17 protein-coding genes and 3 pseudogenes are annotated in these 21,217 nt (G+C 60.2%); 8 read left to right on the forward strand and 12 right to left on the reverse strand.

Features of this window, described 5'->3' with window-relative positions; all coding sequences use genetic code 11:
- From VLA65_RS19975 to VLA65_RS19990, 4 genes are all read left to right on the forward strand, one after another.
- Window positions 1-248: aldehyde dehydrogenase family protein (locus VLA65_RS19975; protein WP_332603491.1), on the forward strand; the 248-nt coding region annotated here is incomplete at its 5' end.
- A gap of 66 nt (window positions 249-314) precedes the next feature.
- Entirely contained in the window at window positions 315-1,772 is a 1,458-nt protein-coding gene (locus VLA65_RS19980; protein WP_332603492.1) for a peptide MFS transporter, read from the forward strand.
- Between the two features lie 386 nt (window positions 1,773-2,158).
- Window positions 2,159-2,470: a hypothetical protein gene (locus VLA65_RS19985; protein WP_332603493.1), complete on the forward strand. Its 312-nt coding sequence runs from the start codon at window positions 2,159-2,161 to the stop codon at window positions 2,468-2,470.
- A 50-nt stretch (window positions 2,471-2,520) separates the two neighbouring features.
- On the forward strand, window positions 2,521-2,721 hold the full coding sequence (locus tag VLA65_RS19990; protein ID WP_223937305.1) for a hypothetical protein: 201 nt from the start codon (window positions 2,521-2,523) through the stop codon (window positions 2,719-2,721).
- A gap of 198 nt (window positions 2,722-2,919) precedes the next feature.
- On the opposite strand, the gene VLA65_RS19995 is transcribed toward VLA65_RS19990, so the two are convergent.
- From VLA65_RS19995 to VLA65_RS20020, 6 genes are all read right to left on the reverse strand, one after another.
- Window positions 2,920-3,936 carry an alpha/beta fold hydrolase gene (locus VLA65_RS19995; RefSeq protein ID WP_332603494.1) on the reverse strand — a complete coding sequence of 339 codons (1,017 nt, stop codon included), beginning with the start codon at window positions 3,934-3,936 and terminating at the stop codon, window positions 2,920-2,922.
- A gap of 469 nt (window positions 3,937-4,405) precedes the next feature.
- The gene (locus tag VLA65_RS20000; RefSeq protein WP_332603495.1) at window positions 4,406-5,443 is read right to left on the reverse strand and encodes a LacI family DNA-binding transcriptional regulator; all 1,038 of its coding nucleotides are present in this window, start codon (window positions 5,441-5,443) and stop codon (window positions 4,406-4,408) included.
- Between the two features lie 126 nt (window positions 5,444-5,569).
- The gene (locus VLA65_RS20005) at window positions 5,570-5,845 is read right to left on the reverse strand and encodes a hypothetical protein (protein ID WP_332603496.1); all 276 of its coding nucleotides are present in this window, start codon (window positions 5,843-5,845) and stop codon (window positions 5,570-5,572) included.
- On the reverse strand, window positions 5,842-8,139 hold the full coding sequence (locus VLA65_RS20010; protein ID WP_332603497.1) for an alpha-L-rhamnosidase: 2,298 nt from the start codon (window positions 8,137-8,139) through the stop codon (window positions 5,842-5,844). The genes VLA65_RS20005 and VLA65_RS20010 overlap by 4 nt, the downstream gene beginning before the upstream one ends.
- A 93-nt stretch (window positions 8,140-8,232) precedes the next feature.
- Entirely contained in the window at window positions 8,233-9,288 is a 1,056-nt protein-coding gene (locus VLA65_RS20015; RefSeq protein ID WP_442880347.1) for a hydroxyacid dehydrogenase, read from the reverse strand.
- A 113-nt stretch (window positions 9,289-9,401) separates the two neighbouring features.
- Complete coding sequence (locus VLA65_RS20020; protein WP_332603499.1) at window positions 9,402-10,583, reverse strand: glycosyltransferase WbsX family protein; 1,182 nt, start codon at window positions 10,581-10,583, stop codon at window positions 9,402-9,404.
- Window positions 10,584-10,706: 123 nt separating this feature from the next.
- On the opposite strand from VLA65_RS20020, the gene VLA65_RS20025 reads away from it, so the two are divergent.
- Entirely contained in the window at window positions 10,707-11,648 is a 942-nt protein-coding gene (locus VLA65_RS20025) for an AraC family transcriptional regulator (protein ID WP_332603500.1), read from the forward strand.
- Between the two features lie 63 nt (window positions 11,649-11,711).
- On the forward strand, window positions 11,712-12,206 hold the full coding sequence (locus VLA65_RS20030; protein ID WP_332603522.1) for a LacI family DNA-binding transcriptional regulator: 495 nt from the start codon (window positions 11,712-11,714) through the stop codon (window positions 12,204-12,206).
- Window positions 12,207-12,458: 252 nt separating this feature from the next.
- On the opposite strand, the pseudogene VLA65_RS20035 reads toward VLA65_RS20030, so the two are convergent.
- Window positions 12,459-12,862, reverse strand: a pseudogene (locus VLA65_RS20035) (tautomerase family protein).
- 262 nt (window positions 12,863-13,124) lie between these two features.
- On the opposite strand from VLA65_RS20035, the gene VLA65_RS20040 reads away from it, so the two are divergent.
- Window positions 13,125-14,657, forward strand: coding sequence for an NAD-dependent succinate-semialdehyde dehydrogenase (locus tag VLA65_RS20040; protein WP_442880348.1), 1,533 nt, complete (start codon window positions 13,125-13,127; stop codon window positions 14,655-14,657).
- Between the two features lie 461 nt (window positions 14,658-15,118).
- Here the strand turns inward: VLA65_RS20040 and VLA65_RS20045 are convergent.
- Window positions 15,119-15,222 (reverse strand): annotated as a pseudogene (locus VLA65_RS20045) (recombinase family protein); the annotation flags it as partial.
- On the opposite strand from VLA65_RS20045, the pseudogene VLA65_RS20050 reads away from it, so the two are divergent.
- A pseudogene (locus VLA65_RS20050) lies at window positions 15,222-15,342 on the forward strand (recombinase family protein); the annotation flags it as partial. The pseudogenes VLA65_RS20045 and VLA65_RS20050 sit on opposite strands and share 1 nt — an antisense overlap.
- A 787-nt stretch (window positions 15,343-16,129) precedes the next feature.
- Here VLA65_RS20050 and VLA65_RS20055 read toward each other — a convergent pair.
- From VLA65_RS20055 to VLA65_RS20070, 4 genes are all read right to left on the reverse strand, one after another.
- Entirely contained in the window at window positions 16,130-16,513 is a 384-nt protein-coding gene (locus VLA65_RS20055; RefSeq protein WP_332603502.1) for a histidine phosphatase family protein, read from the reverse strand.
- A 119-nt stretch (window positions 16,514-16,632) separates the two neighbouring features.
- Complete coding sequence (locus VLA65_RS20060) at window positions 16,633-17,412, reverse strand: CbtA family protein (RefSeq protein ID WP_332603503.1); 780 nt, start codon at window positions 17,410-17,412, stop codon at window positions 16,633-16,635.
- 11 nt (window positions 17,413-17,423) lie between these two features.
- Entirely contained in the window at window positions 17,424-17,678 is a 255-nt protein-coding gene (locus VLA65_RS20065) for a CbtB domain-containing protein (protein ID WP_332603523.1), read from the reverse strand.
- 371 nt (window positions 17,679-18,049) lie between these two features.
- Complete coding sequence (locus VLA65_RS20070; protein WP_332603504.1) at window positions 18,050-20,962, reverse strand: apiosidase-like domain-containing protein; 2,913 nt, start codon at window positions 20,960-20,962, stop codon at window positions 18,050-18,052.
- Window positions 20,963-21,217 lie beyond the last annotated feature (255 nt).

The raw sequence follows: 21,217 nt of genomic DNA on the forward strand, positions 1-21,217 counted from the left end.
GCCTGGCCAACAACACCGAGTACGGGCTGGTGGCGTACGTCTTCACCCGCGACCTGAACCGCGGCATCCGGATGGGCGAAAAGCTCGAGACCGGCATGCTCGGCCTGAACGCCGGCGTCATCTCCAACGCCGCCGCACCCTTCGGCGGCATCAAACAATCCGGACTGGGACGCGAAGGCGGCCACGAAGGCATCGAGGAATACCTCTACACCCAATACATAGGCATCGCCGACCCCAACGCCGGCTAAACGCGGCGGCAGCATCCTCCTGAAGCACCATTTATAAGATTGGCGGGTAGTCAAATGAGTACAACGATGAATTCAACGACCACGAAGTCGAGGCTTACGCACAGCCTGACCAGGGGCGTTTCCAGCATGGCTTTCACCGAGTTGTGGGAACGCTTCTCGTTCTACGGGCTCCAAGGCATCCTCTCCTTTTACCTTCTATATTCCCTGGACAGAGGCGGTCTGGCGCTGGATCCAGCCATTGCAGCTGGAATAGTCGGAGCGTATGGCGGATGCGTCTATCTGGCGCAGATCCTTGGAGCCTGGCTGGGCGACCGCCTGATTACCCCGCAGAGCATGGTTTCCAGCGGTGCAGTGGTAATCACTATCGGCCACCTTGTACTGGCCTTCGCCCCAGGTATCACCGGGCTGGCGATCGGCCTTATTCTGATTGTCCTGGGAACAGGAGCCTTGAAGACGAACATCACTTCAATTGTCGGGTTCGTGCTCGAAAACGAAGGAACCAAGCGAGACGCCGGATTCTCCTACTTCTACATGGCGATTAATGCCGGTGCCGTCTTGGGCCCGCTCAGCACCGGATTTGCCCAGAATCAGTTCGGCTTCCACTACGGATTCGGTCTCGCCGCTATAGGCATGTTCGCAGCCCTTCTCCAGTACAACGTTTCCAAAAAGAACCTCCCCGACCGCGCCCGGACCCTCGGCAATCCCCTGCCGAAAGAACACCGGATCCGGCACCTCCTCCTTGCGGCCACGGCCGTCGTGCTTCTCGTCCTGGCCATCCAGTTCAGGTTCCTTAATGAAAACAACCTCGTAGCCACAGTCACCACGGCTTCACTGGTCGCTGCCGTCGCCTACTTCGTCACCATGCTCCGCTCAAAGATCGTCACGGGAGACGAGAAACGCAGGGTTGCTGGCTTTATTCCAATGTTCATCGCCGGCGGCATCTACTTTGGCTTCCTGTTCCAAAAATTCACCGCCATCTCAATCCTGATCACACAAAGAATCGACCTTTCGATGGGCTCGTGGAGCTTCCCCGTCGCATGGATCACCACCATGAGTCCGTTGGCTGCGGTGCTTGTCACACCACTGATCGCCCGCCTTTGGAACCGCCTCGGAAGCCGTCAGCCAGGGCCAGCAACCAAGTTCGCACTTGGACTGACTCAGATTGGCTGCGCCTACCTGTTCCTGCTCCTCATCTCTGAAGCCACCGGCGATGCCTACATTCCACTTGCTCTGATCCTGCTTTTCATGATGATGGCGGGATCGTCCGAAGTTCTCATAGGTCCCATCGGCCTATCGCTGGCCACGAAGATTGGCCCCGAAAAGTTCAAAACACAGATGGTCGGGCTCAACTTCCTAACCCTCGCACTTGGGTCATCCCTGTCTGGCCTCCTTGGCCAAGTATTCACAAAGGTGGACAATGCAACCTACTTCACGTTGGTTGCTGCCGGCGCAATAGTACTTGGCGCCACCCTGTTTCTTGCTAGAAGCAAAATCAACCATCTGCTTGGCACCTGGACCAGGTGATTCGGCTCTGGCCCCCGACCGACCGAACAGCTGGCCGGAATCAAAGAGGGGCAGTCCGGCACGGATCCCGCCTTCCATGGACGAATCATGAAAGCACCTCGTTTCCGCGGTCCAACTCGCGCAACGGCGCTTGGGCCAAGGCACGGTAATGGTCAGAATCTACGTCACGTTGATGCTTGTGCTGACAGTCGTGGGAATCAGCTGCATTTCCCTTGCCAACGGAACTCTCGCAGGACTTTTCCTGCTGAGTATCGGCGCCGCAGGGCTCTCCGCAGGATTCATGTGCCGTCCGAGGGCCGCCCGGAGACCCGTCACGCCGAACCGCCAAGAACCAAATGATCAGAAAGACAACCCATGAACGATTCACTGCTGTGGTAGCGCCGGCAATGGAAACCGAAAGACCCAACAAAGAGGCAGCACCCGCCGAGCAGGATGCGGCCTGGCCCGCGGTGACCACCATCGACACGGCCGCCCGACCCAGCAGTGGCAGCACGCTCACGCCTGACGACTGGGTTTGGCTTAGCCCAAACGACAGGGTAAGAATCCAGCGCGAAAATGAGGCGGCCCTGGCCGGGTTCATAGACATCGTTGCCCCGGATGCATCCATCTTCTGGATCTGGCTCGACGAAGGACGGGGACGAGTGGCCCTGCATATGGACGACGACGTGGGCGTCTGGCTTGAAGCAGAACAGGCCTAACCAGTCCACGCCACTTGACAGCCCGAAATTTCCAGAAAAGGACTGCCACAATGCCCACACAACTAAGCATCACAATCAAAGTTGAGGACCCCGCCTCAAGAGACAGGGAAATTGAGCACACCTGTGCCCTGCTCCGCGGGAAAGCTACCAACTGCGGCATTCTCGTCACCAGGGTCGATTACAACACCTTCGAAATCACCCTCAGCCCCGATGTCGCCTTCGGAACCACCCGTGAGTTAGACCTGCTCTGACCCAGCAGCCCTGCGGCCACTGGCCCAGATGCCCGGATGATCCGTCGCCGGCCATCTGCGCGGCCAACCCGGCGGGGTCCAAGCCCACACCGGCGTTATCAATGTCCACGGTGACTTCGCTGCCCGGAACAGCGAGGATCACGACGGCGTTGCAGCCTCGGCGATGTCCCTGACGTTGCCGGGGGCTTGGGCTCGTCGTCAATTCCTCACGCCTGTGAGGACCTCGCTGATTATAGTAAGGACGAGGTCCGGGTGGCTGTAGTGGACATAGTGGCTGCTCTGGCCGGCGTCTATGACCCGGGTATCTTTGGTGAGCGTTTGGAAGTGACCCGTGTCGCCCACACTGTCCGTGGTCAATAGAACCACCGCCGGAAGACTCCGGTCCGTGAGCGGTTGCCCGGTGACTTGATTCGCACCGTCCAGCGACGCGGAGAGCTCCGAGTTGTTGGTATCGAGCGCGCTGGCACGGTAGAGGAAGGGCGCGTCCCGGGTGATGGCCTCAGGAGGATTTTCGCCCACCTGGTCAGCGACCAATCCGGAGATGAACGGGCGCAACAGACCGAACCGCGATATGAGTGCCTGGCCGCGGGTCAGCAGGGCCGGGATCCTCGGCTCCCCGGCTTGCAGGGCCGAGTTCTCATTCGTAGGGTCCACCAGTACCAGCCCTGCCACCTCATCCGGGTACCGTGCCGCGTACAGCCGGGCGATGAAGCTGCCCAGCGAGTGGCCCACCATGATGTACGGTCCGCGGACGCCCGCCGTCTGGAGCAGGCCATTGAGGTCCGCAGCCTCTGTGACGGCGTCACGGCTGCCCACCCCGGGATCGCTCCAGCCGTATCCTGCCCGGTCGTAAGAACAGACGCGCGTGGTTCGACTCAGTGCCGGCTGGATGCCGGACCACGTCAGCCCGGATTCGCCCAGACCGGCTTCGAGAATGACCGTCAGCTCACCCTCCCCGGTGCAGTCCAGCCGCCAAGTCCGTTCACTGGTATGGACAAGCCGGCCGGGAACCGGCAAAACCTCCTGGTCATGCCGGATAAGCGCCGCTTCCAACAGGAGCCCGGCAGCCAGCACCCCGGCGAGCAGGGCCAGCCAGCCCGTGATCAGTCTTACCCGGCGGCGGCGCGGGATGGTCCGCCCAGTGGACGCCGTCGTGGTGCTGGGATCCGGTCCGGTGGCTGATTTGCCCGGTTCATCCGTCGGGGAAGCATTCACTGCCGGTCCTTCTCCCACCCGGATCCGTACATCGGGGTGAACACGAGCGACTCCCTCACAGCAGATCTGAAACCCCATCGAGATCAAGTGCACCACGGGAAAAGGAACCCAAGATAAACAACCCGCGAAATGCCACTTCGTCAAGATAAGGAGAACACGAACCCGATGGCTGCGCAGGCCAACCCCCTCCGAATGGCGGGGCGCCGGGCATGCATGCCGGACGCCGCTTGGCCCCTGGGAGACGGGCTGTCCCGGTACGAGCGCGTCTCAGGGGCTGCCACGAGACCATCCGAAAGGAGGGGGTGCGCCCGGCCCTTCCCCCGGCATCGGACTTTCACTCATGGCCGTCCAGAGGCGTTTTCTGCCCAGCGCTTCGGGTGCGGCGTCGGCCTACGGCAACGTGTGTGTGGCTTGCGTTTCGTTTCCGGCCACGCGCAGGTCAAGCTAAACGGTGCTTCCGAAGGGGACTTCAGGCGTGAGTTGTGCTGGCTCGGAGCATCACTTCCCCTTCCAGGACACAATCAACGTCCTCCCCGATCGCCATCTCGGCTGCTCGGGCGCCGATTTCCTGGAGCGGGAGTCTCACTGTCGACAGGAGTTGCCAAAAGTCTTGGAGTTGAGGAATGTCATCAAAGCCCCCGATGGCATAGTCGCGGGGGCTTTCGCAGCCGGCAGCGCTGAGGGCTGAAATACACCCCATGGCAACCCTGTCGTTGACGGAAAGGACGCCGTGCCTCATCCCGTACTGCTGGTCCCTGATGGTGCGAAGGACTTCCTGTCCGGCCTTGAGGCCGCCCGCACGGTTCATCTCGCCGCGGATCACATTGGCCATCGGAGCACCCGACTCCCTCAGCCCACGGATGAACCCACTAACCCTACGATCGGACTGGCGCACAAGATCAGGCCCCGCGACAATCGTGAATCTGCTGCAGCCCCGAACTGCCAAGGCAGAGGCCAGTTCGGCGGCGCGTTCCGCCTCCTGGATACGGAGGACAAATTCAGCGCCGGGCGTGTTGGCGAGGATTCCTTCACCTATTGTCACCACGCGTCCCCTGGAACGCGTGTACATTTCTATTGCCTCCGCCAGGAGCAAGGTCGTTTCATGGAAACCGGGACCATCGCACCTGCTGCCTGCGAGAATGATCCCCTCGACACGCTGGGAAACGAGTGCCTTAAACGCACGCAGCTCGTCGCCGGTGCTTCCGTCGATGCCGGCCAACAGCAACAACGTTCCGTTCCGCGCACTTGCCTCCTGTGCCCCTTTAGGGATTGAGGAAAAATAGGGGTCGCCGATGTCGGGGACGACGAGCCCAAGGAGTCTGGATGTTGACCGGATCACGGCCTGTGCAGTTGCGTTGGGCCGGTAGTCGAGCGTCTCAGCAACAGATCGAACGCGTTCCACAATATCCGGCTTCGACCGTCTATTCCCCGACCCGTTAAGGACCCGTGATGCCGTGGCAACAGATACGCATGCCTGCCGGGCCACGTCGATGAGTGTCGCTGCCACCGCGGTTTTCCCCTCCACCCTCCGCTCGCCGAACACATCTGGCCGTTCTCACGCCGCAGAGCAGGCCCACATGGCTCATCGAGGAAAACACTGGAGAGCGCAGGATACTCATGGCCGCTCCCACAATTACTCACCGAGTTCGCTGGAGTGGACCAAACTGACGCTGTATTCCTGAAATTCCACGATGCGCCGCTCACCGTGGTCGTCGGTTGCCCAGAATAGGTCAAATTGAGGCATCAGCTCAGTGACGCGCGCTGAGAAGTAGAGCACGCCCCCCCGACGGGCCTCGATCCGGTCGCCAGACCTTATCCCATCACAGGATTCGATGGCCGGGTGTGAGCCGGTGGCTGCCGCGTCGGCCAGTTCAACAGTGCCGGACCCGGTTGGGATCATGGACGTCATACCCCCACTGCAAGGACTGAAGCCTTGGACTTCCACGGAAAGCGCCGTTCATGGGCTCCTGCAGCAAGGACCTCATCCGCTGCGCCAGGGACACGCAGAACAGCCTCGGTACCCGCGGGGATCACGAGAACGAGATGCAACTCATCCTCACGGATGACCTCCCACCGGACACACACGAGTCCGTGCAGAGTCTCAAGAGTTGTCTTGGCCCAGGTGAGCCCGCCGCCTGGCTGGGGGGCGACCAGGATGCGGCGGTAGCCCGGCTCCAGCGGCGCCAGACCACCGACACAACGGTGCAGCCAGTCCACGACCGCGCCGAGGGCGTAATGGTTGAAGCTCGTCATGTCGCCGGGGTTGATGGTCCCGTCCGGGAGCATCGAGTCCCACCGCTCCCAGATAGTCGTGGCGCCGTTGGTTACCGAGTACAGCCACGACGGGCATTCTGTCTGCAGCAGCAGCAGGTACGCGGTGTCCAAATGCCCTGTGGCAGTGAGGGCGTCAGTGACGAACGGGGTGCCGGCGAACCCGGTCGAGATCCGGTGCCCGGCGGCCTCGACGAGTCCGGCCAGCCGGTCACCGGCAAACTCGACGTCGGCCTGGTTCAGGACCCCGAAAACGATTGCAAGGGCGTACACCGTTGTGCAGTCGCTCTTAACCACCCCGCCTTGGACATAGTGCTCGTTGAACGCTGCGCGCAGTCCGTCGGCCATGGCACCGAACTCGGCGGCCGCGGACGCGTCGCCAAGGACCTGGGCAATGCGCGCGAGAAGGTCCACGGTCCGGTACGCACAGAGCGTGGCGACCACGTGCCGGTCCGCTTTCGCCTCCGCGGGCTGCTCAGGGGCCGCGTCCGGATCCAGCCAGTCACCGAACTGAAACCCCGTGTCCCAGAGCCCGTTCGGCGAGAGCAACTGACCTAAACGCCTGGCGTGGGAAAGCATCGAGGGAAACGCCTCCTCGAGCACCCTCCTGTCACCGTAGGCCTGCCAGAGCGCCCAAGGCACCCACACGGCCGCGTCGCTCCACAAGGCTGTGGTTACCGGATCTGGCAGCTCCGCCGAATGGTTAACGTACTTGAGTACATCCGGGACCACAAAGGGCACAATGCCGTCCTGGTGCTGCTGCTCTAGAGTCAGATCACGCAGCCAGTCGCGTAAGAAGCCCTGGGAGTCGAAGAGAAAGCACGCGCTGGGGGCGAACGCCGCGATGTCCCCGGTCCACCCCAACCGCTCATCGCGCTGCGGACAGTCCGTGGGCACATCAACAAAGTTCCCCCGCATCCCCCACACCGTATTCTCATGCAGCTTGTTCACGAGCCGGTTCGACGTTTCAAACCTACCCGTCCTGCGCAGTTCGGATGAAACTACGACGGCGGTCAGCCCACCATGGGACTGCAACGCCCCGGCACCGCCCGGCCAACCCGCGACCTCGACATACTGGAAGCCGTGGAACGTAAACGACGGCTCGAACACATCCGCCCGGCCCGAAAGCGTGAACCGGTCCGTCGCCTCCGCCGTACGCAGCGGCCGCGTGCCCAGTTCCCCATGCTCCAGAACCTCAGCGTGCCGCAACGTCACCACAGCACCTTCCGGCCCGACAACTTCGGTCCGCACCCACCCGACTACGTTCTGACCAAAGTCCACAAGCACACGGCCCGACGGGGACTCCCAAACCCTCACCGGCTCCAGCTCCATCTGCTTCCGCACCGGCGGACCAACATACGGCTCAAGGCGGGACAGGTCGTCGTCGAGCACAAGCACGCCCACCCACTCAGGTGAGGCGAACCCGGGAGCCAGCCAACCGTCGTCGTACTTCCGGGCATCAATATCCTGCCCGTCATACAGGTCATTCGAGGTCGTAGCCGACGCCCCCGCGCTCCAGGAGGAATCCGTCCCGAACACCTGCACATGCCCATCCGCGAACCGCACCCGCAACTCCGCGAAGCCGGCCAACTCATCCCCGTACAACGCCGACGCGCCAGTCCACGTCAACCTCCCCCGGTACCAGCCATTACCCAGCGCAAGGCCCAGCACCGTCGTCGGCCCCACCAACGCGGTCACGTCCACTTCGGAATACCGGACCCGCCACTCGTAAGCCGACCACCCCGGCGTCAGCAAGTCCTCCGAAGCCTTCTTCCCGTTTACCCACGCCTCAACCACACCAAGCGCGGACACGAACAGCGTCGCCGAGAGAACCTCCCCATGTCCCTCCTCAAGGAGGAACTCCCCGCGCAACAGCGGGGCACCACCAAACTCATTGTCGGGGGAAACAAACCGGGCATGCCAGGAAGTCATCATCGTGCTCCATTGCGTTGGAAGGGTACTTTGAATATGTTGACTGCCGTCTATAGGCAGTACTGTCCGGATGGTTGGGAAGTCTGGGGGCACTCAGGCCTGTAGGGCCAGTGTTTCCCTGGTAATCGGGCTGAGTGGGGGCAGCCCAGTGGCGTACCGTTCAAGTTCGGTGAGTACTGCATGTGTCATCCTCCGAGTCTCTGAGCCCATCGAGCCCGCCACATGCGGGGTCAGGACGACGTTCGGAAGGTCATAGAACGGCGAGTCCGCAGGCAGGGGTTCGGGGTCGGTGACGTCCAGAATGGCGTCCAGCCGGCCCGTGGCACACGCGCGTTCCAGGGCCGCGGTGTCTACCAGCGACCCGCGGGCAGTGTTGATCAGCGTCGCTCCCGGCCGAAGCAGCGCAAGCTCCGCCGCCCCGATCATGTGCCGTGTCTCCGGCAGGGAAGGGGCATGCAACGAGAGGACATCCGCGCGCGCGAGGGCATCGGCCAGAACTGCCGGTTCGGCGCCCGCCGCCATGACTTCGGCAGGGTCCGCGTACGGGTCCACCACCAAAATCGTGTTACCGGTCTCAAGCCTGCCCAGCAGATCAACAACCCGCCGGCCAATCCGGGAGAAGCCCACTACTACCACCGTGCGTCCGTAGCCGCTCAGCTCGCCGTGCCGGTCACGATACGACACGTCCTGGCGGAACCGGCGGGCGTCCTGCGCGAGGAACGGGACCTTCTTCAACGCCCACAGCACAGCTGCCACCGTGTACTGCGCTACCGGCTCGGCGTTGACACCCGCGGCGGTCGTGACCAGGAGACCACGCTCAAACACCGCCTCACCCACGTGCCCCCGCACGCTTCCGGCCGCATGCAGGACCGCCCGAAGACGCGGGGCAGCATCCAGAACCGCTTTATCAAGCGGCGGGCATCCCCAGGACGTAATCAGCACCTCAACCTCGGCAAGACGGGCACGGACACCAGCCGACCCCAGCTCATCGGTCACCACAGGCGTCCCAACACGGGCAGTTTTATGAAGCCGAGCCAGCTCCGCCGCACCAAACTGCCACCCCACCACATCGTTGCCCATAACCAGCAAGGTCTCAGGCCTATGCTGTCGGGTGCTCAAGTCGCGTTCGTGTAATTCAGGAAAATTCATATGTACCTCCAGTGAAAGGGTGGCCGCGGGTCCAGCCTCCGGCATTAATCAAGATTGGGGTCGCACGAAAGTGAGAGCCACCGCCCCGGGGCTCGCCGGGATGCCCAGGACGCTCACTCCAGATGGGAAGGAAATTGTGCCGAAGCGGTATTCAGCGCTGAGCCAAGCGCGTTCCCGAAGACGCTTCGGATCTGCTCCAGATACCCGGTGCCGTGAAGCGTATCCGGTTCAAGGTAGCTACCCTCAGTCCATTCGTTCCACGCGTTGATGGTCACTAATGGAACCTTGTTGTTTTCCACGAAGTGGCGGACTTTCTCCAATGCGCGTCGGAATTGCTCCGGATTGGCATCCGAGAGGATATTGGTGTGCGGGTAGCCCAGGCTCGGGTCATATACGTCGGACTGGACAGTTCGAGGCGACGGGTCCCAGCCAACTGTGACATTGGGGAAGTACGGTACGTCGTACCGTGCTGAGTTCGTCTCCCAGCCCTTCTCAGCTTGTTCGAGCATCTCAATGTAGGGGGTTTGCAGCTTTTGCATAGGGTAGTGGTGCACCCAGACATAGGACGTCACGCTATCGAAACCAAGGCCGTTGATCAGCCGCGCCTCACTCCAAGCGGCCAGGTCCTGCCCGAAAGTGGGGCCTTCCCCTGCAATCGCGTTGAGATGGATCTCAGGATGTCCGGCCCTGGCTGCCCGGTGTCGAAGACCCTGCAGCGCGTCCTTCGTGGGACCAACACCGCCGAGACCTTCCAGAAGTGTGGTCAACGAGTAGATCGAAAGGTACGGCCGGCCGTCGAGCCGCAAATATGCTGGATGGCTCAAGTACCGCTCCAAGAGATAGTCTGTCGAAGCTTCGAACTGATCCGCGTCGACACGGCCTGACTCCAGTCTGGTGGCCGGTGTTGCCGTCTTCCACGGATGAATGTTAACCAAGTCGTGATTCGCCCACATGATCGCAAACTTCATATCGTGGGCGCCGGCATTTGGCATGAACGCTTCCTCCAGTGGGCGTTCGAGGAACGGACGATCGGCATACCAATACCAGTCGAAAATGAATGCATCCACGCCGTGCGCCGTTGCCAGGGCGATCTTGCCCTCCATTACTGCAGGGTCGGCCTCATCCTCATAGCCGTGGAGGGGAACGCGAGGCTGCTGGTGTCCAGCGAAGCGTGGAGTCGCCCGTTTCAGCAACTCCCACTCCGTCCAACCTCTGCCATGCCACTTCTCATTTCGCGGGTCGATGTGGTAGTTGGGAAAGTAATATGCGGCAATAGTCGCATCATTCCCGTTCATGAATGGCCTCCATTGCCGCGTTGATGATGGACGAATAAACCCTCGTCTTTAGGTCAGTATTGTGATGCTATTGAATTTAAATCCAGTCCGCACGGGTGCGGGTTGAGGGAAAGTAGGACAAAATTGACATCCATTCGACGAAAGCCGCGTTATGAGGCGGCGCTCGTGTTCAATCCGGATGGTCTGCCCGTCTGGGCGGACCGCCACAGACTCGACGGCGGCGTTGCTGCGCACGATCACGACTTTTTCGAGATAGCACTGGTCACCCAAGGCAGTGGCCTTCACATTGCAGCGGACGGTGACTATCCGATTCAGCCAGGGAGCGCTGTGATCGTGCCGCCCAACCAGTGGCATGCCTACGGCGAATGCGAGGACCTGGTGGTCTTCGACTGTTTTGTCGCACCGGACCTTATCGACAGCACCTTGTCGTTCCTCGACGCCGAGCTGCCGCTGATGCACTCGATCAGCACATCGAGCCTGACACTGCCGCAACGCATCCAGTTGGATCCCCACGACCTCAGCCTGGTAATTGCTCAGTTGTACAGCATGAGCGATGTCAGTTCCGGACGGCGCTCACGTATTCAGGTTATTGGGCACCTTTTGATTTACCTGGATATCCTCAACCGTGCCTGGTCTGCAGACCGCGGGACAGGCCGTCGTATCCCCCTCCATCCTGCCGTCTCTGGAGCTGTAAAGATGATGGAGGACGAACCTGGTCACAGCTGGACGCTGGCGGAATTGGCCAACGCGAGTTGCACGGAACGCACGCATCTCGTGCGATTGTTCCAACGCGACCTCGGGGTACCGCCAATCGCGTACTTGAACCGGTTGCGGGCGCAGGCTGCAGCGCGGCTGCTAGTTCAAACCGACGAGCCGATCGCACAGTTGGGGGCACGGCTTGGATGGGATGATGCCAGCTACTTCGCTCAGCGATTCAAGAGTGCGTATGGTCTTAGCCCTTCTGCGTACAGGAAGCGCGCAGTCACAGGTGAAAACCGCTATCACTCCCCTGAGCCCAACCTGCCCACGAGCGGTGCACGTTTTGATTTGGCTTCTGAGGACTGAAGCGCGAAGCCTGAGCTCCTGATATCAGAAACTGGACCCAGAAAGATCCGTCCCATTCACCTGATTGGGCTAGGTCATCGCGATATAGCACTAATCGGAGGGACATCCCTTCATGACGCCTCAGGCCGACGCCGCGCCGGCTACTTGGAGGCGATGGCAGACGCCGGACTGCCCGCAGTCCCCGAGAGGATCATCATTGCAGGATGGGAAGCTGAAGCGGGTGCGTCTGGCATGCAAAAGCTCCTCGACAAGGGACCACTCCCGACCGCGGTGGTGGTCGCCAGCGTCAACGCCGGCCTGGGCGCCGCTTCTGCAGCCGCACGCAATGGCATATCAGTCCCTGAACAGCTTTCCATGATCTGCATTCAAGACTCCTGGACGGCGCAAGTATTTGTACCCTCACTGACAGTGGTGCGGATGCCCCTGCGGCAAGCCGGGGCCGTCGCGGCACAAATGCTGCTCGATCACTTGGACGGCGGAGCTCTGTCAGACGAAATGATCAGACACCCGAAACCCGAGGTTATCGTCCGATCCTCCACCGCGGGGCCGCGCTCTTAGGAGCTTGATGCCGTTCTGCGGTTCGATTCCGTGACGGCGCGGCTGAGGGAGGGGGTCTTCGGCCAGTTACACACCGGCCCCTCGGCTCATCACTATTTGCAGCAGCGCACGCCAAAGCACATCTGCCGACTAGTCAGAGAAAGGGGTCACCCCTGCGCCTGATTTCGTAACCCGACTCTTTGCAAAGGGACGGAGGCGGCAATTGGTTAGCTGCAAAGATTGCACCTCTATCAGCACTGAGGAAGAGCCCAGCTACTTCTTCGGTACATCCAATTCACCCGTTACGTATTGGGCGCGGCCAAAACCGAATGACCAGTCACCGGGTGTGTTCTCGACGTAGCCGATGAAGACGTTTTCGCCTCCCCGCCTAATTCCCCCAGCCTGTTCGCGACTGCGGCGAACAGGGACTGTTTGGCTTCCTGACTGCGGCCAGTCTGCGTAAAAATCTGGATCATGACGACGTCGCTGGTCCGTTCAAATCCCAGCCCCGCGTCTTGGGCGAAGATTTGGCCCGCCGGATGTTCTGTGAGGATATGGAAGTAGTCGCGCTCGGGTATGCCGTATTCGCTCAAGATGGCATCGTGGATCCCTTGGCTCAGGTTCTGCAACTGCTCCTTCGTCCGTCCTTCATTGACGTCGATTCGAACAAGAGGCATGACATCTCCTTGGTGGTTTGAAATAGGCAGATTAGTGATGGTCCGCTCAGATAAATCCGGTCCGCCTGCTAGGCGCAGGTCTAATGAAGTCGGCTTTCGAGAAGGGAACCCCCGACCTGCCTGCTATAGATGCTTCGGTGCCGCGGTAAAAGTTTTGGGGCCGCTGAGAGTGACCAAAACGTCAGTTTTTTGGATTCTCGCTTGGGCCGCGACTTGCTGCACCGGGGCATGAACCGTCCCGGGTTTGATGCCGCTATCCTCTGTGAGAAAGCTTTCCACCGCCATCTCCCGGGAGCGCGAGCAGGCGCTCCTCGCCTCGGTCCCGACCGGCCTGCTGATCGGCGGGCAATGGCGGGACGCGTCCGACGGCGGCACGTTCGATGTCCATGACCCCGCCACCGGGGAGGTGCTCGCCACCCTCGCCTCCGCCACGAGCGAGGACGCCGTCGCCGCTTTGGATGCCGCCGATGCCGTCCAGGCGTCCTGGGCGCGGACCGCGCCGCGGGTGCGGGCCGCGCCGCGGGTGCGGGCCGCGCCGCGGGTGCGGGCCGAGATCCTGCGCCGGGCCTTTGACCTGATCACCGAACGCGCCGAGGACTTCGCGCTGCTGGTGACCCTGGAAATGGGCAAGCCCCTGGCCGAAGCCCGCGGCGAGGTCACCTACGGGGCCGAGTTCCTGCGCTGGTTCTCCGAGGAGACCGTCCGCGACTACGGCCGCTACCTCACCACCCCCGAGGGCAAAAACAAGATCCTGGTCCAGCACAAACCCGTCGGACCCTGCCTGCTCATCACCCCCTGGAACTTCCCCCTGGCCATGGCCACCCGCAAGGTCGCCCCCGCCATCGCCGCCGGCTGCACCATGGTCCTCAAACCCGCAAAACTCACCCCGCTCACCGCCCAGTACTTCGCGCAGACCATGCTCGACGCAGGCCCCCCCGCCGGCGTCCTGAACGTGGTCTCCTCCTCGTCCGCGTCCGGGATCTCCGGCCCGCTCCGGAAAGATGCCCGGCTGCGGAAGGTCTCCTTCACCGGCTCCACCCCGGTGGGCAAGCGCCTCATGGCCGACGCCGCCCAAAACGTCCTCCGGACCTCCATGGAACTCGGCGGGAACGCACCCTTCATCGTGTTCGAAGACGCGGACCTCGATGCCGCCGTCGAAGGGGCCATGGCCGCCAAAATGCGGAACATGGGCGAGGCCTGCACCGCCGCGAACCGCTTCCTCGTCCACGAATCCGTGGCCCAGGAATTCACCCGCAAATTCGCCGCCGCCATGGGCGCCCTCACCACCGGCCGGGGCACCGACCCCACCACCCAGGTTGGTCCACTCATCGACGCCGGAGCCCGCGACGACGTCCACGCCATCGTGGCCGCCGCCGTCGACGCCGGCGCCACCGCCATCACCGGCGGCACACCCGTGGACGGCCCCGGCTACTTCTACCCGCCCACCGTCCTCGGCGGCGTGCCCAACGACGCCGCCATCCTCCGCCAGGAAATCTTTGGCCCCGTCGCCCCCGTCACCACCTTCAGCTCGGAAGAAGATGCCATCCGTTTGGCGAATGCCAGCGAATACGGCCTCGCCTCCTACCTCTACAGCCGCGACTTCAAGCGGCTCCTGCGCGTGGCGGAACAGATCGAATTCGGTATGGTCGGTTTCAACTCTGGTGTCATCTCCAACGCCGCCGCACCCTTTGGCGGCGTCAAGCAATCCGGCCTCGGCCGCGAAGGCGGCACCGAAGGCATCGCCGAATACACCACCACCCAATACATCGGCATCGCCGACCCCTACACGATCTAGACGCAGAAATTCCCGCCCAACCCAAAGCCGGACGCATGCTCCTTAGTTCCTGGCGTGCTTAGAGATCACATGGAGGAACCATGGCGCGAGGGCGGCCACTGCTGCGGGCAAACCGCAAAACGAAGAATAGCGGTGGGACGTTTTTGCCCCCCTCTAATACTGACTACATTCGCGACTGGGCAACGCTGGCCGCAGGAGAACAAGTTATCCTCGTAGATAATGACGAGACTGAATTCTCCGGCCGAGTCGACACCGTGACTGAGGACGGTTCATTCTTCTGGCTTCACCTTGCAGATGGGGCGGGACGCCGGCTATTTACACGTACTAACTACGTACTAACGTGGCGGATTGCGGAAATCAAATAAAACGCTGTGCACGGACCACGTCCGTACCAACTCGGCCCTCCAAGCGCCTGCGTCTGTCGTTCAACCCAGACGTACGTTCGGCCGTTCAGCAGACGTGTCGCGGGCGAGCCGGTCCATGCTGTGTACGACCACGGTGTCCCCGTCGCGGGCGAACTTATCAGTTCAGTGAGCTGTGGACTCGCGGTAGCCCTGCGGGATGCGGGACCTCCATGACCTACGTGCTCTGGTCCAGGGTCCTAACACGCAAAGGCGTGCGGGTGGAGTTCGTCAAGGAAAGCCTGGTCTTCACCGGCGAGAACTCCCCCATGGCCAACTTCATGTCAGGGCGCCGGAGGTGGCGTCAGCAGGATGCTTGGCCGTAAGCACTCAGGCTTCGGGCAGGTGCCGGCAGGGAAATGTCGTTTGAGGAATTTCCTCCTCAACACACGGTTCGTTCCAGATGCCCTAAATTCCCAAAGGATTGCCCTCTGAGTCCGCCCGGTCCCCGCCGCGTCCGCGCGAAGGCGCGCTCATGACGACGGCATAGTCTGGAGTGCGTCAAGCCCCGGAGCATCCACGGCGAACTTTTTACGGTGACCATGGCGCCCTCCCTAGGTTGTCGGTCTGCTGTCGATTAAGATCCTGCCTCGTCGAACACCGCGATACTTCGAAGGTTTCTGGCAGTGGTAATCCGAAAACGCCCAGCTCCTGGTGATGTCCTCAAGCGCTATCTCAACGAAACTTGACCGCCTCTTAGCCACAGGACGACCGGAACGGACGGCCCAAAAGGTCCAGCGCGCCGACAGCAGCGCCCCATACGTCGTCCTCGCCCGTCATTACGGGATCAGCAGGGAGACCATCTACCAGTGCTATGGCAAGTCATCTGGGGGTGAAACCCGTACTCACTCGGTACCGGAGACAGCCAGCGCTTCTGAGGTTCGTCCCAGGATTTCGGTGTTCGACTCCGTCAATCCGTCCGAGCACCAGTAACAAGGCCATCCGCAGGGTACTCACATTGCAGTCCTGGCGGGCCAGCTCCACCACGCTGACTAAGTCCTGAGCCGCTCGCACGTATGTCGGTGGCCATCCGCGCTGGCGGCTTTCGCGATCGTGTTCTTTCAGTGATGGTCAATCGGATGAGTGAAAGACGGTGTGCGGTTCAAAGGTACGTAATCGACAATGGGGCCCTGACCAATAGTCGTCAAGGTTGCCGCTGATCGCGGCGACGGCAGCCCGAATAATTTCCGCGTGAGTCACCACGACCAGATCCACTCCCACAGGCGAGGACTCAAGCCAAGTTCCAGTGCGGCGGATGAGTTGCAGCACACTTTCCCCTCCATGGCCGATGAAGACAGGATTCCGGCGCCATTCCTCGAGCTCGTCCATAGGTACGGAGTCCAACGTGAGGCCGTTCCATTTGCCGTCGTCTGCCGGCTGAAGCCTCGGTTCTTCCACGGCCTGTAGGCCCAAGGCGGCTGCGGAGTCCCGGCCTATTTGAGTCGGTGAAAACATGGCTGGCACGGGTGAAAGCACTCGGCAGTGTGCTTTCGATGACTTATCGAGCGGCCCGTCGGATCCAAACCGTGCCTCTCGCGTCTGCAGGCAGAGTCCATGACGGATGAACTTTACATTCACCGCCTCTGGGCCATCCGTTCAATGAAGCCGTGGAACACAATCCCGAGCACTGCCCAAAGGGTCAGCTGCGTTGCAGCGGAAGCGAGCCGGAAGTTCCACAGCAGGTCGGCGGGGAACCCAGTGTAATCGGTTCCGGTACCGGGAATCAGCCGCCATCCGACGACAATGACAGCGGCTGCGGCGAGCGCCGGGAGCGACTTATGGATGCCTGAGGTCAGGACCTTCGAACCGGCTCGTCGTCGAACCACGTACCATGTAAGCGCGGCAGTTATTCCAAGAAGCACAGCAATAACCCAGAGATTGGTTCGATAGTCAATTGACCCTGATGATCCAACTGCGGGCGGATTCGGCGGTACTAGAAGCCAAGGCACAGCCGCGACTGCCGCCCAGCCTGCGGCGGCCAAGGGCAAAACGGTTTGGACCTGCGAAGCCGTTTCAACCTTCCGGGTGATCGCGAACCTTAAGATTGCGAACACAACACCTGTTGCGCCCCCCGTAAGCGAAGTGGCCAGGAAAAGCCCGCTGCGCTGCCCGTCACGGGAGACCAACGCGGCACTGTCATTGCTATTATGGTTGTGGTCTTCCGTATCGGCAGGGGCGGCGGAAAGCCCGGCCTCGTGGCTGTGTGTTGTCGTTCCCGTTTCTTCAATGGCGATGGCTTGGTCAATGAGGCTCTCGCCGGTCACAAGGGCAACGCCGCCAGCAGCGGCTCCGGCGATGACGCCGGCCAGCAGCCCCCGGAGCACTATGCTTCGAAGCCGAAAAGTTAATTTCATTCTCGTAGCCGTCAGTGACATGGGACGCCCAAGAGGTGCCGACCGTCGTGCATGATTTCGTGTGGCAGCATGCCGGACTGCGACAACTGTCCTGCGTCGAACTGGATGAGATAGAGGATCACCAACGACGCCGAGACGGCCAGGACTGAACCTCGGCGACTTCGACATGCGGCGGCTGCGCAACCAGGAAGCCAAAGCCACCAGCGACTACTGGGAATAACCCAGAACGCACCCCGGCGACAACACGTACCGGGCGGGATGGCCATACCGCCGCCCTGCCGGTACTGAGTCCCCGGAACAGCAGTACCAACTACCTGGACCACCCGTACCAACCAGTCCTATCCGACAGCGTTCGGGGTCACCAGCTTCGTGCGCTGTCACGAACATTTCGAGGTTGTGCAGAACGATCCGGATCTGGAGTGGTTTCTGGCGTCAGTCGACGGCACGAAGCTCAGGGCATTCAAACGGTGCGCCCGGTTCCATGTTGCCGCCGCGTTGACGACCACAATGCATCGCCTTCGTCGATCTGAGCGCGGAGGCGCTGCTTCATTATGGATCGCCGGGCTGGCTAGGACGACGCCCCCGCACGGATATCGCATACGGGGGCGTGCCTAGGCGCCAATCTGATGAAGAAGGATCAGCCCCGATTTAATATAAACTGGGCATCCCGAAGTAGGTAGCCAGCAGCTTCGATGGAGATATGCCCGCCTCTTTGAGCATTCACATGGTTGACAAATGCCCGCAAATTATTGGCGTTCAACTCGCTTCGCAAACTATTGGCGACACCATCATTGTCAATCCATCCTGCACCAGCAAAGCGACCGACGAGTGCCAACAATGATTGATTACTGGCCATCGTCTCGAAAACGACTGTTTGGGTGCGGGGATTCCCGGCAGTATCACTTGCTGTGGCAGTCAATGTGTGTGCACCAAGCGGCAACGTGTACAGCGGGATTGTTGCCCCTGGCTGCACGGTTCGCTGTACACCATCGCTGTGAATGGCGACCGCCGTCTTGCTGTCGTCAACTCCGGACAAGTTATCGCTAATCGCGACGGCTGCCGTAATGTCAGTGGAATCATCGTAAGTTTGATGCGCCAGACCGGATACCGTGATCGTGGGTGCCGTCCTATCCACGTTGAGGTCGATTGATTTCGCAGCCTCTACATTCCCTGATTTGTCAGTTGAACGGTAGCTCAGGGTAATGCTGCCGTCTTGGTTAAACGTCAGAGGATTCGAGTAACTTTGCCACGTAGCGCCCCCATCAAGGCTGTACTCCGTCTTTGCGATGCCCGTTTGATTCCCGGATGCACTCAACGCGACAGTAGTCGGACTGACATACCAGCCGTGGCTACCTTCAGGCGCGCCGGGAGTTGTAGTCACAGTGGTCACAGGCGCTTTCATCACGAGCAAAGTCCAGTCATTCGTGTCAGGCTTGGCAGGAATCGTCCATTCCCCACCGGAAGGGGTAACGGTGCCAATGTCGGTGTAAGCGCCCGTCAGTGGACTAAACCATTTGGCACTATACGGGACGTTGTCCATATTTTTCAGAGTACCGGTGTTGGCGGTTGCATTATAGAAATATGCGACATACGTGTCATTATCCGCACTGGCTACGGAGTAATAGGAACCGTTATTCGCAAACCAGTCGCTGTTATCAAACCTAGGGATCAGCTGCCACCAGTTGATACTCGAAAAGAACGTCTTCATATAAGTGCCCAGTTGAGTGGACGTCGCGAGATCTTTGCTAGTCTGCCACGTGAGGTTCTTCATAGCAGTCGTGATTGTGATACCAAAAATGTTGGAATCCAGTGCCTCGTCATAGGTGCTGTTGTACAACCAAATGTCTTGTGTACCGTAGCCATGACCGTACATTCCGTTCAAATAAGCTGACCAGCCTTGCATGCGGGCGCCGAAATCATTTGTCCAAAGATTTTCGTAATGCCCTTCATAGTTAGGCGAGGGACGGCCTCCACCATTGTTCCAATAGTCTTTGGGGACGTTGAAGTCCAACTGGCCATTCTTTCTAGGAGCCCATTGCACGCCGAACCAGCTGTATCCCGCCAAATCCTTGAAGGCAGAATCAGAGGCCTTGGTAGTGCTGGTGTTCTCCTGATGAACGGTCAGTGGGTGCTGATAGGGATCATATTGATGAATCGCATTGAATACCACCTTCCAAGGGTTGGTCGTCGTGTCGTAGGTGCCGTAGAGGTTCTTATCGCTTTCCTGAGCCGTTGTCCATAGTACGGGATAGGCGGAATACCGCGCCATCCAGTATCTCGTCAGCTTCTGCTTGTATTCGGTTGAATAAGCAGCCGCATTCTTAAATTCGTTGGCAAAGAATAGTTCTGAATTGGTGTGGACCAAGCCAGCATCAGCAATGTAGGCAAAGCGAGCGTCGATGTTTCTAAATCTCTCGACATCGGATTCACTCACACCGTCGGCTAGGTTGTACCCTGCTCCGAGCGGCTCAGATTGGTAGACAGTAAAACCTTTGGACACTCGATCGTCCACCAGAGGCTTGAACATGTCCGTGTAAGGCTCTTGGGGCATGCTCCAATGGGTGTCGCCAAGATAGAAAAATGGCGTTCCGTCATCATAAACAAAGTAGCGCGTGTTTGGTTCGGTTTTTACGAACCCCTTTTGATAAATCGCAAGGCTACCCGTGTACGGTACGCAGTTGATAGTGCCGGTTTGGTGATGCAAACCAAGATCGGCCGTATTGGATGAGGTTGTTGAGTAGTTCCAGATGCCGATTTGGTTTGGGGCAAAACGAACCTTCCAGGTGTCACCACCGTCCCAAAATGCGGGCATAACAATTGTTGAGTTGTCGGGTCCTGTGAAGGTGACGTCCATGCTCACATCATCAAATGGTGAAAGATAGTAATTTTTGGTGATCTGAACGTCATCCAGATACAGATTTTGACCCGCCATTCCGGGCATCGTGTCAATCATTAGTTGCATGCTGCCGGTTTCGTTGGCAAGGTCACTTGCATTGACATTGACACTGCCGCTGTATTTTGTCCAACTACTGGCCGGGGTGCTAATCGTGCCGCTAACCGTGCCGTAGCTCTGTCCTGCGGTAAGGAAAGAGTACTGACCAGGAGTGTTGCCGCGAATTAGCAGTCGGCCACTGCTGGGAGATATGTTGAGGGAATCAACATAGACCCAGAAGCTGAAGTTATATTTTCCTGGTCCGCCCGCTTTCAAGGTGCTGTAGACATTTAACTGCGGTGAAGAATAGGACTGCGAGCGGTTTGCGAGCTTCAAGGAAGACGATCCACCATGGGCGACCGTCGTAGAAGCGGAAACCGTTCCTCCTCCGAAGGTGCCCCAGCCTGGCGGCACTGACGCGCTTTCAAACGTGCTTTGGTTTCCCGCAAGGAGCTGCGTGGTAAGGGAGCTTGTGAAGGATATATCCTGCGTTCTCCACTTCTCTACATTGAGTGTGGGCTGGGCGGCTTCAAGGGCGTTCGGTGCGGCGTCTGCACTTCCTGCGCCAGGAAATGTAATCACAGAAGCAATGACCCCCAACATGACAAGAAATACCATGGGTAGAAGGCGTCTGTTCACTATGTTTCTCCTGATTGTTTGTTATTCATTCTTAGATCAAAATGCCTCTCGGCTGGGTTAGGGTTGCCCGATTCATCTCCTTATCTCCGGCTTGAAGCAGTATCGCGATAGGAAGGGGTGCGGCTCGTCGCGGTGTGGGTAGTTCGGGGGCGCATCAACAGAGTTCCGGGCACATCCGCCCGCGGTGTTCTCGTGCTGTCTCGAGGTGGCGACAGTCGCGAACGGACCCGCCCC

Origin of the sequence: Arthrobacter sp. S2(2024) (assembly GCF_036662515.1) — a bacterium.
GTDB lineage: Bacteria > Actinomycetota > Actinomycetes > Actinomycetales > Micrococcaceae > Arthrobacter.

What these genes read in the sequence shown, in the direction of transcription:
- VLA65_RS19980 (WP_332603492.1), top strand. Translation starts at nt 315, where the DNA reads ATGAATTCAACGACCACGAAGTCGAGGCTTACGCACAGCCTGACCAGG.
- VLA65_RS19985 (WP_332603493.1), top strand. Translation starts at nt 2,159, where the DNA reads ATGGAAACCGAAAGACCCAACAAAGAGGCAGCACCCGCCGAGCAGGAT.
- VLA65_RS19990 (WP_223937305.1), top strand. Translation starts at nt 2,521, where the DNA reads ATGCCCACACAACTAAGCATCACAATCAAAGTTGAGGACCCCGCCTCA.
- VLA65_RS20005 (WP_332603496.1), bottom strand. Translation starts at nt 5,845, where the DNA reads ATGACGTCCATGATCCCAACCGGGTCCGGCACTGTTGAACTGGCCGAC.
- VLA65_RS20010 (WP_332603497.1), bottom strand. Translation starts at nt 8,139, where the DNA reads ATGACTTCCTGGCATGCCCGGTTTGTTTCCCCCGACAATGAGTTTGGT.
- VLA65_RS20015 (WP_442880347.1), bottom strand. Translation starts at nt 9,288, where the DNA reads ATGAATTTTCCTGAATTACACGAACGCGACTTGAGCACCCGACAGCAT.
- VLA65_RS20020 (WP_332603499.1), bottom strand. Translation starts at nt 10,583, where the DNA reads ATGAACGGGAATGATGCGACTATTGCCGCATATTACTTTCCCAACTAC.
- VLA65_RS20055 (WP_332603502.1), bottom strand. Translation starts at nt 16,513, where the DNA reads ATGTTTTCACCGACTCAAATAGGCCGGGACTCCGCAGCCGCCTTGGGC.
- VLA65_RS20060 (WP_332603503.1), bottom strand. Translation starts at nt 17,412, where the DNA reads ATGAAATTAACTTTTCGGCTTCGAAGCATAGTGCTCCGGGGGCTGCTG.
- VLA65_RS20065 (WP_332603523.1), bottom strand. Translation starts at nt 17,678, where the DNA reads ATGGCCATCCCGCCCGGTACGTGTTGTCGCCGGGGTGCGTTCTGGGTT.
- VLA65_RS20070 (WP_332603504.1), bottom strand. Translation starts at nt 20,962, where the DNA reads ATGGTATTTCTTGTCATGTTGGGGGTCATTGCTTCTGTGATTACATTT.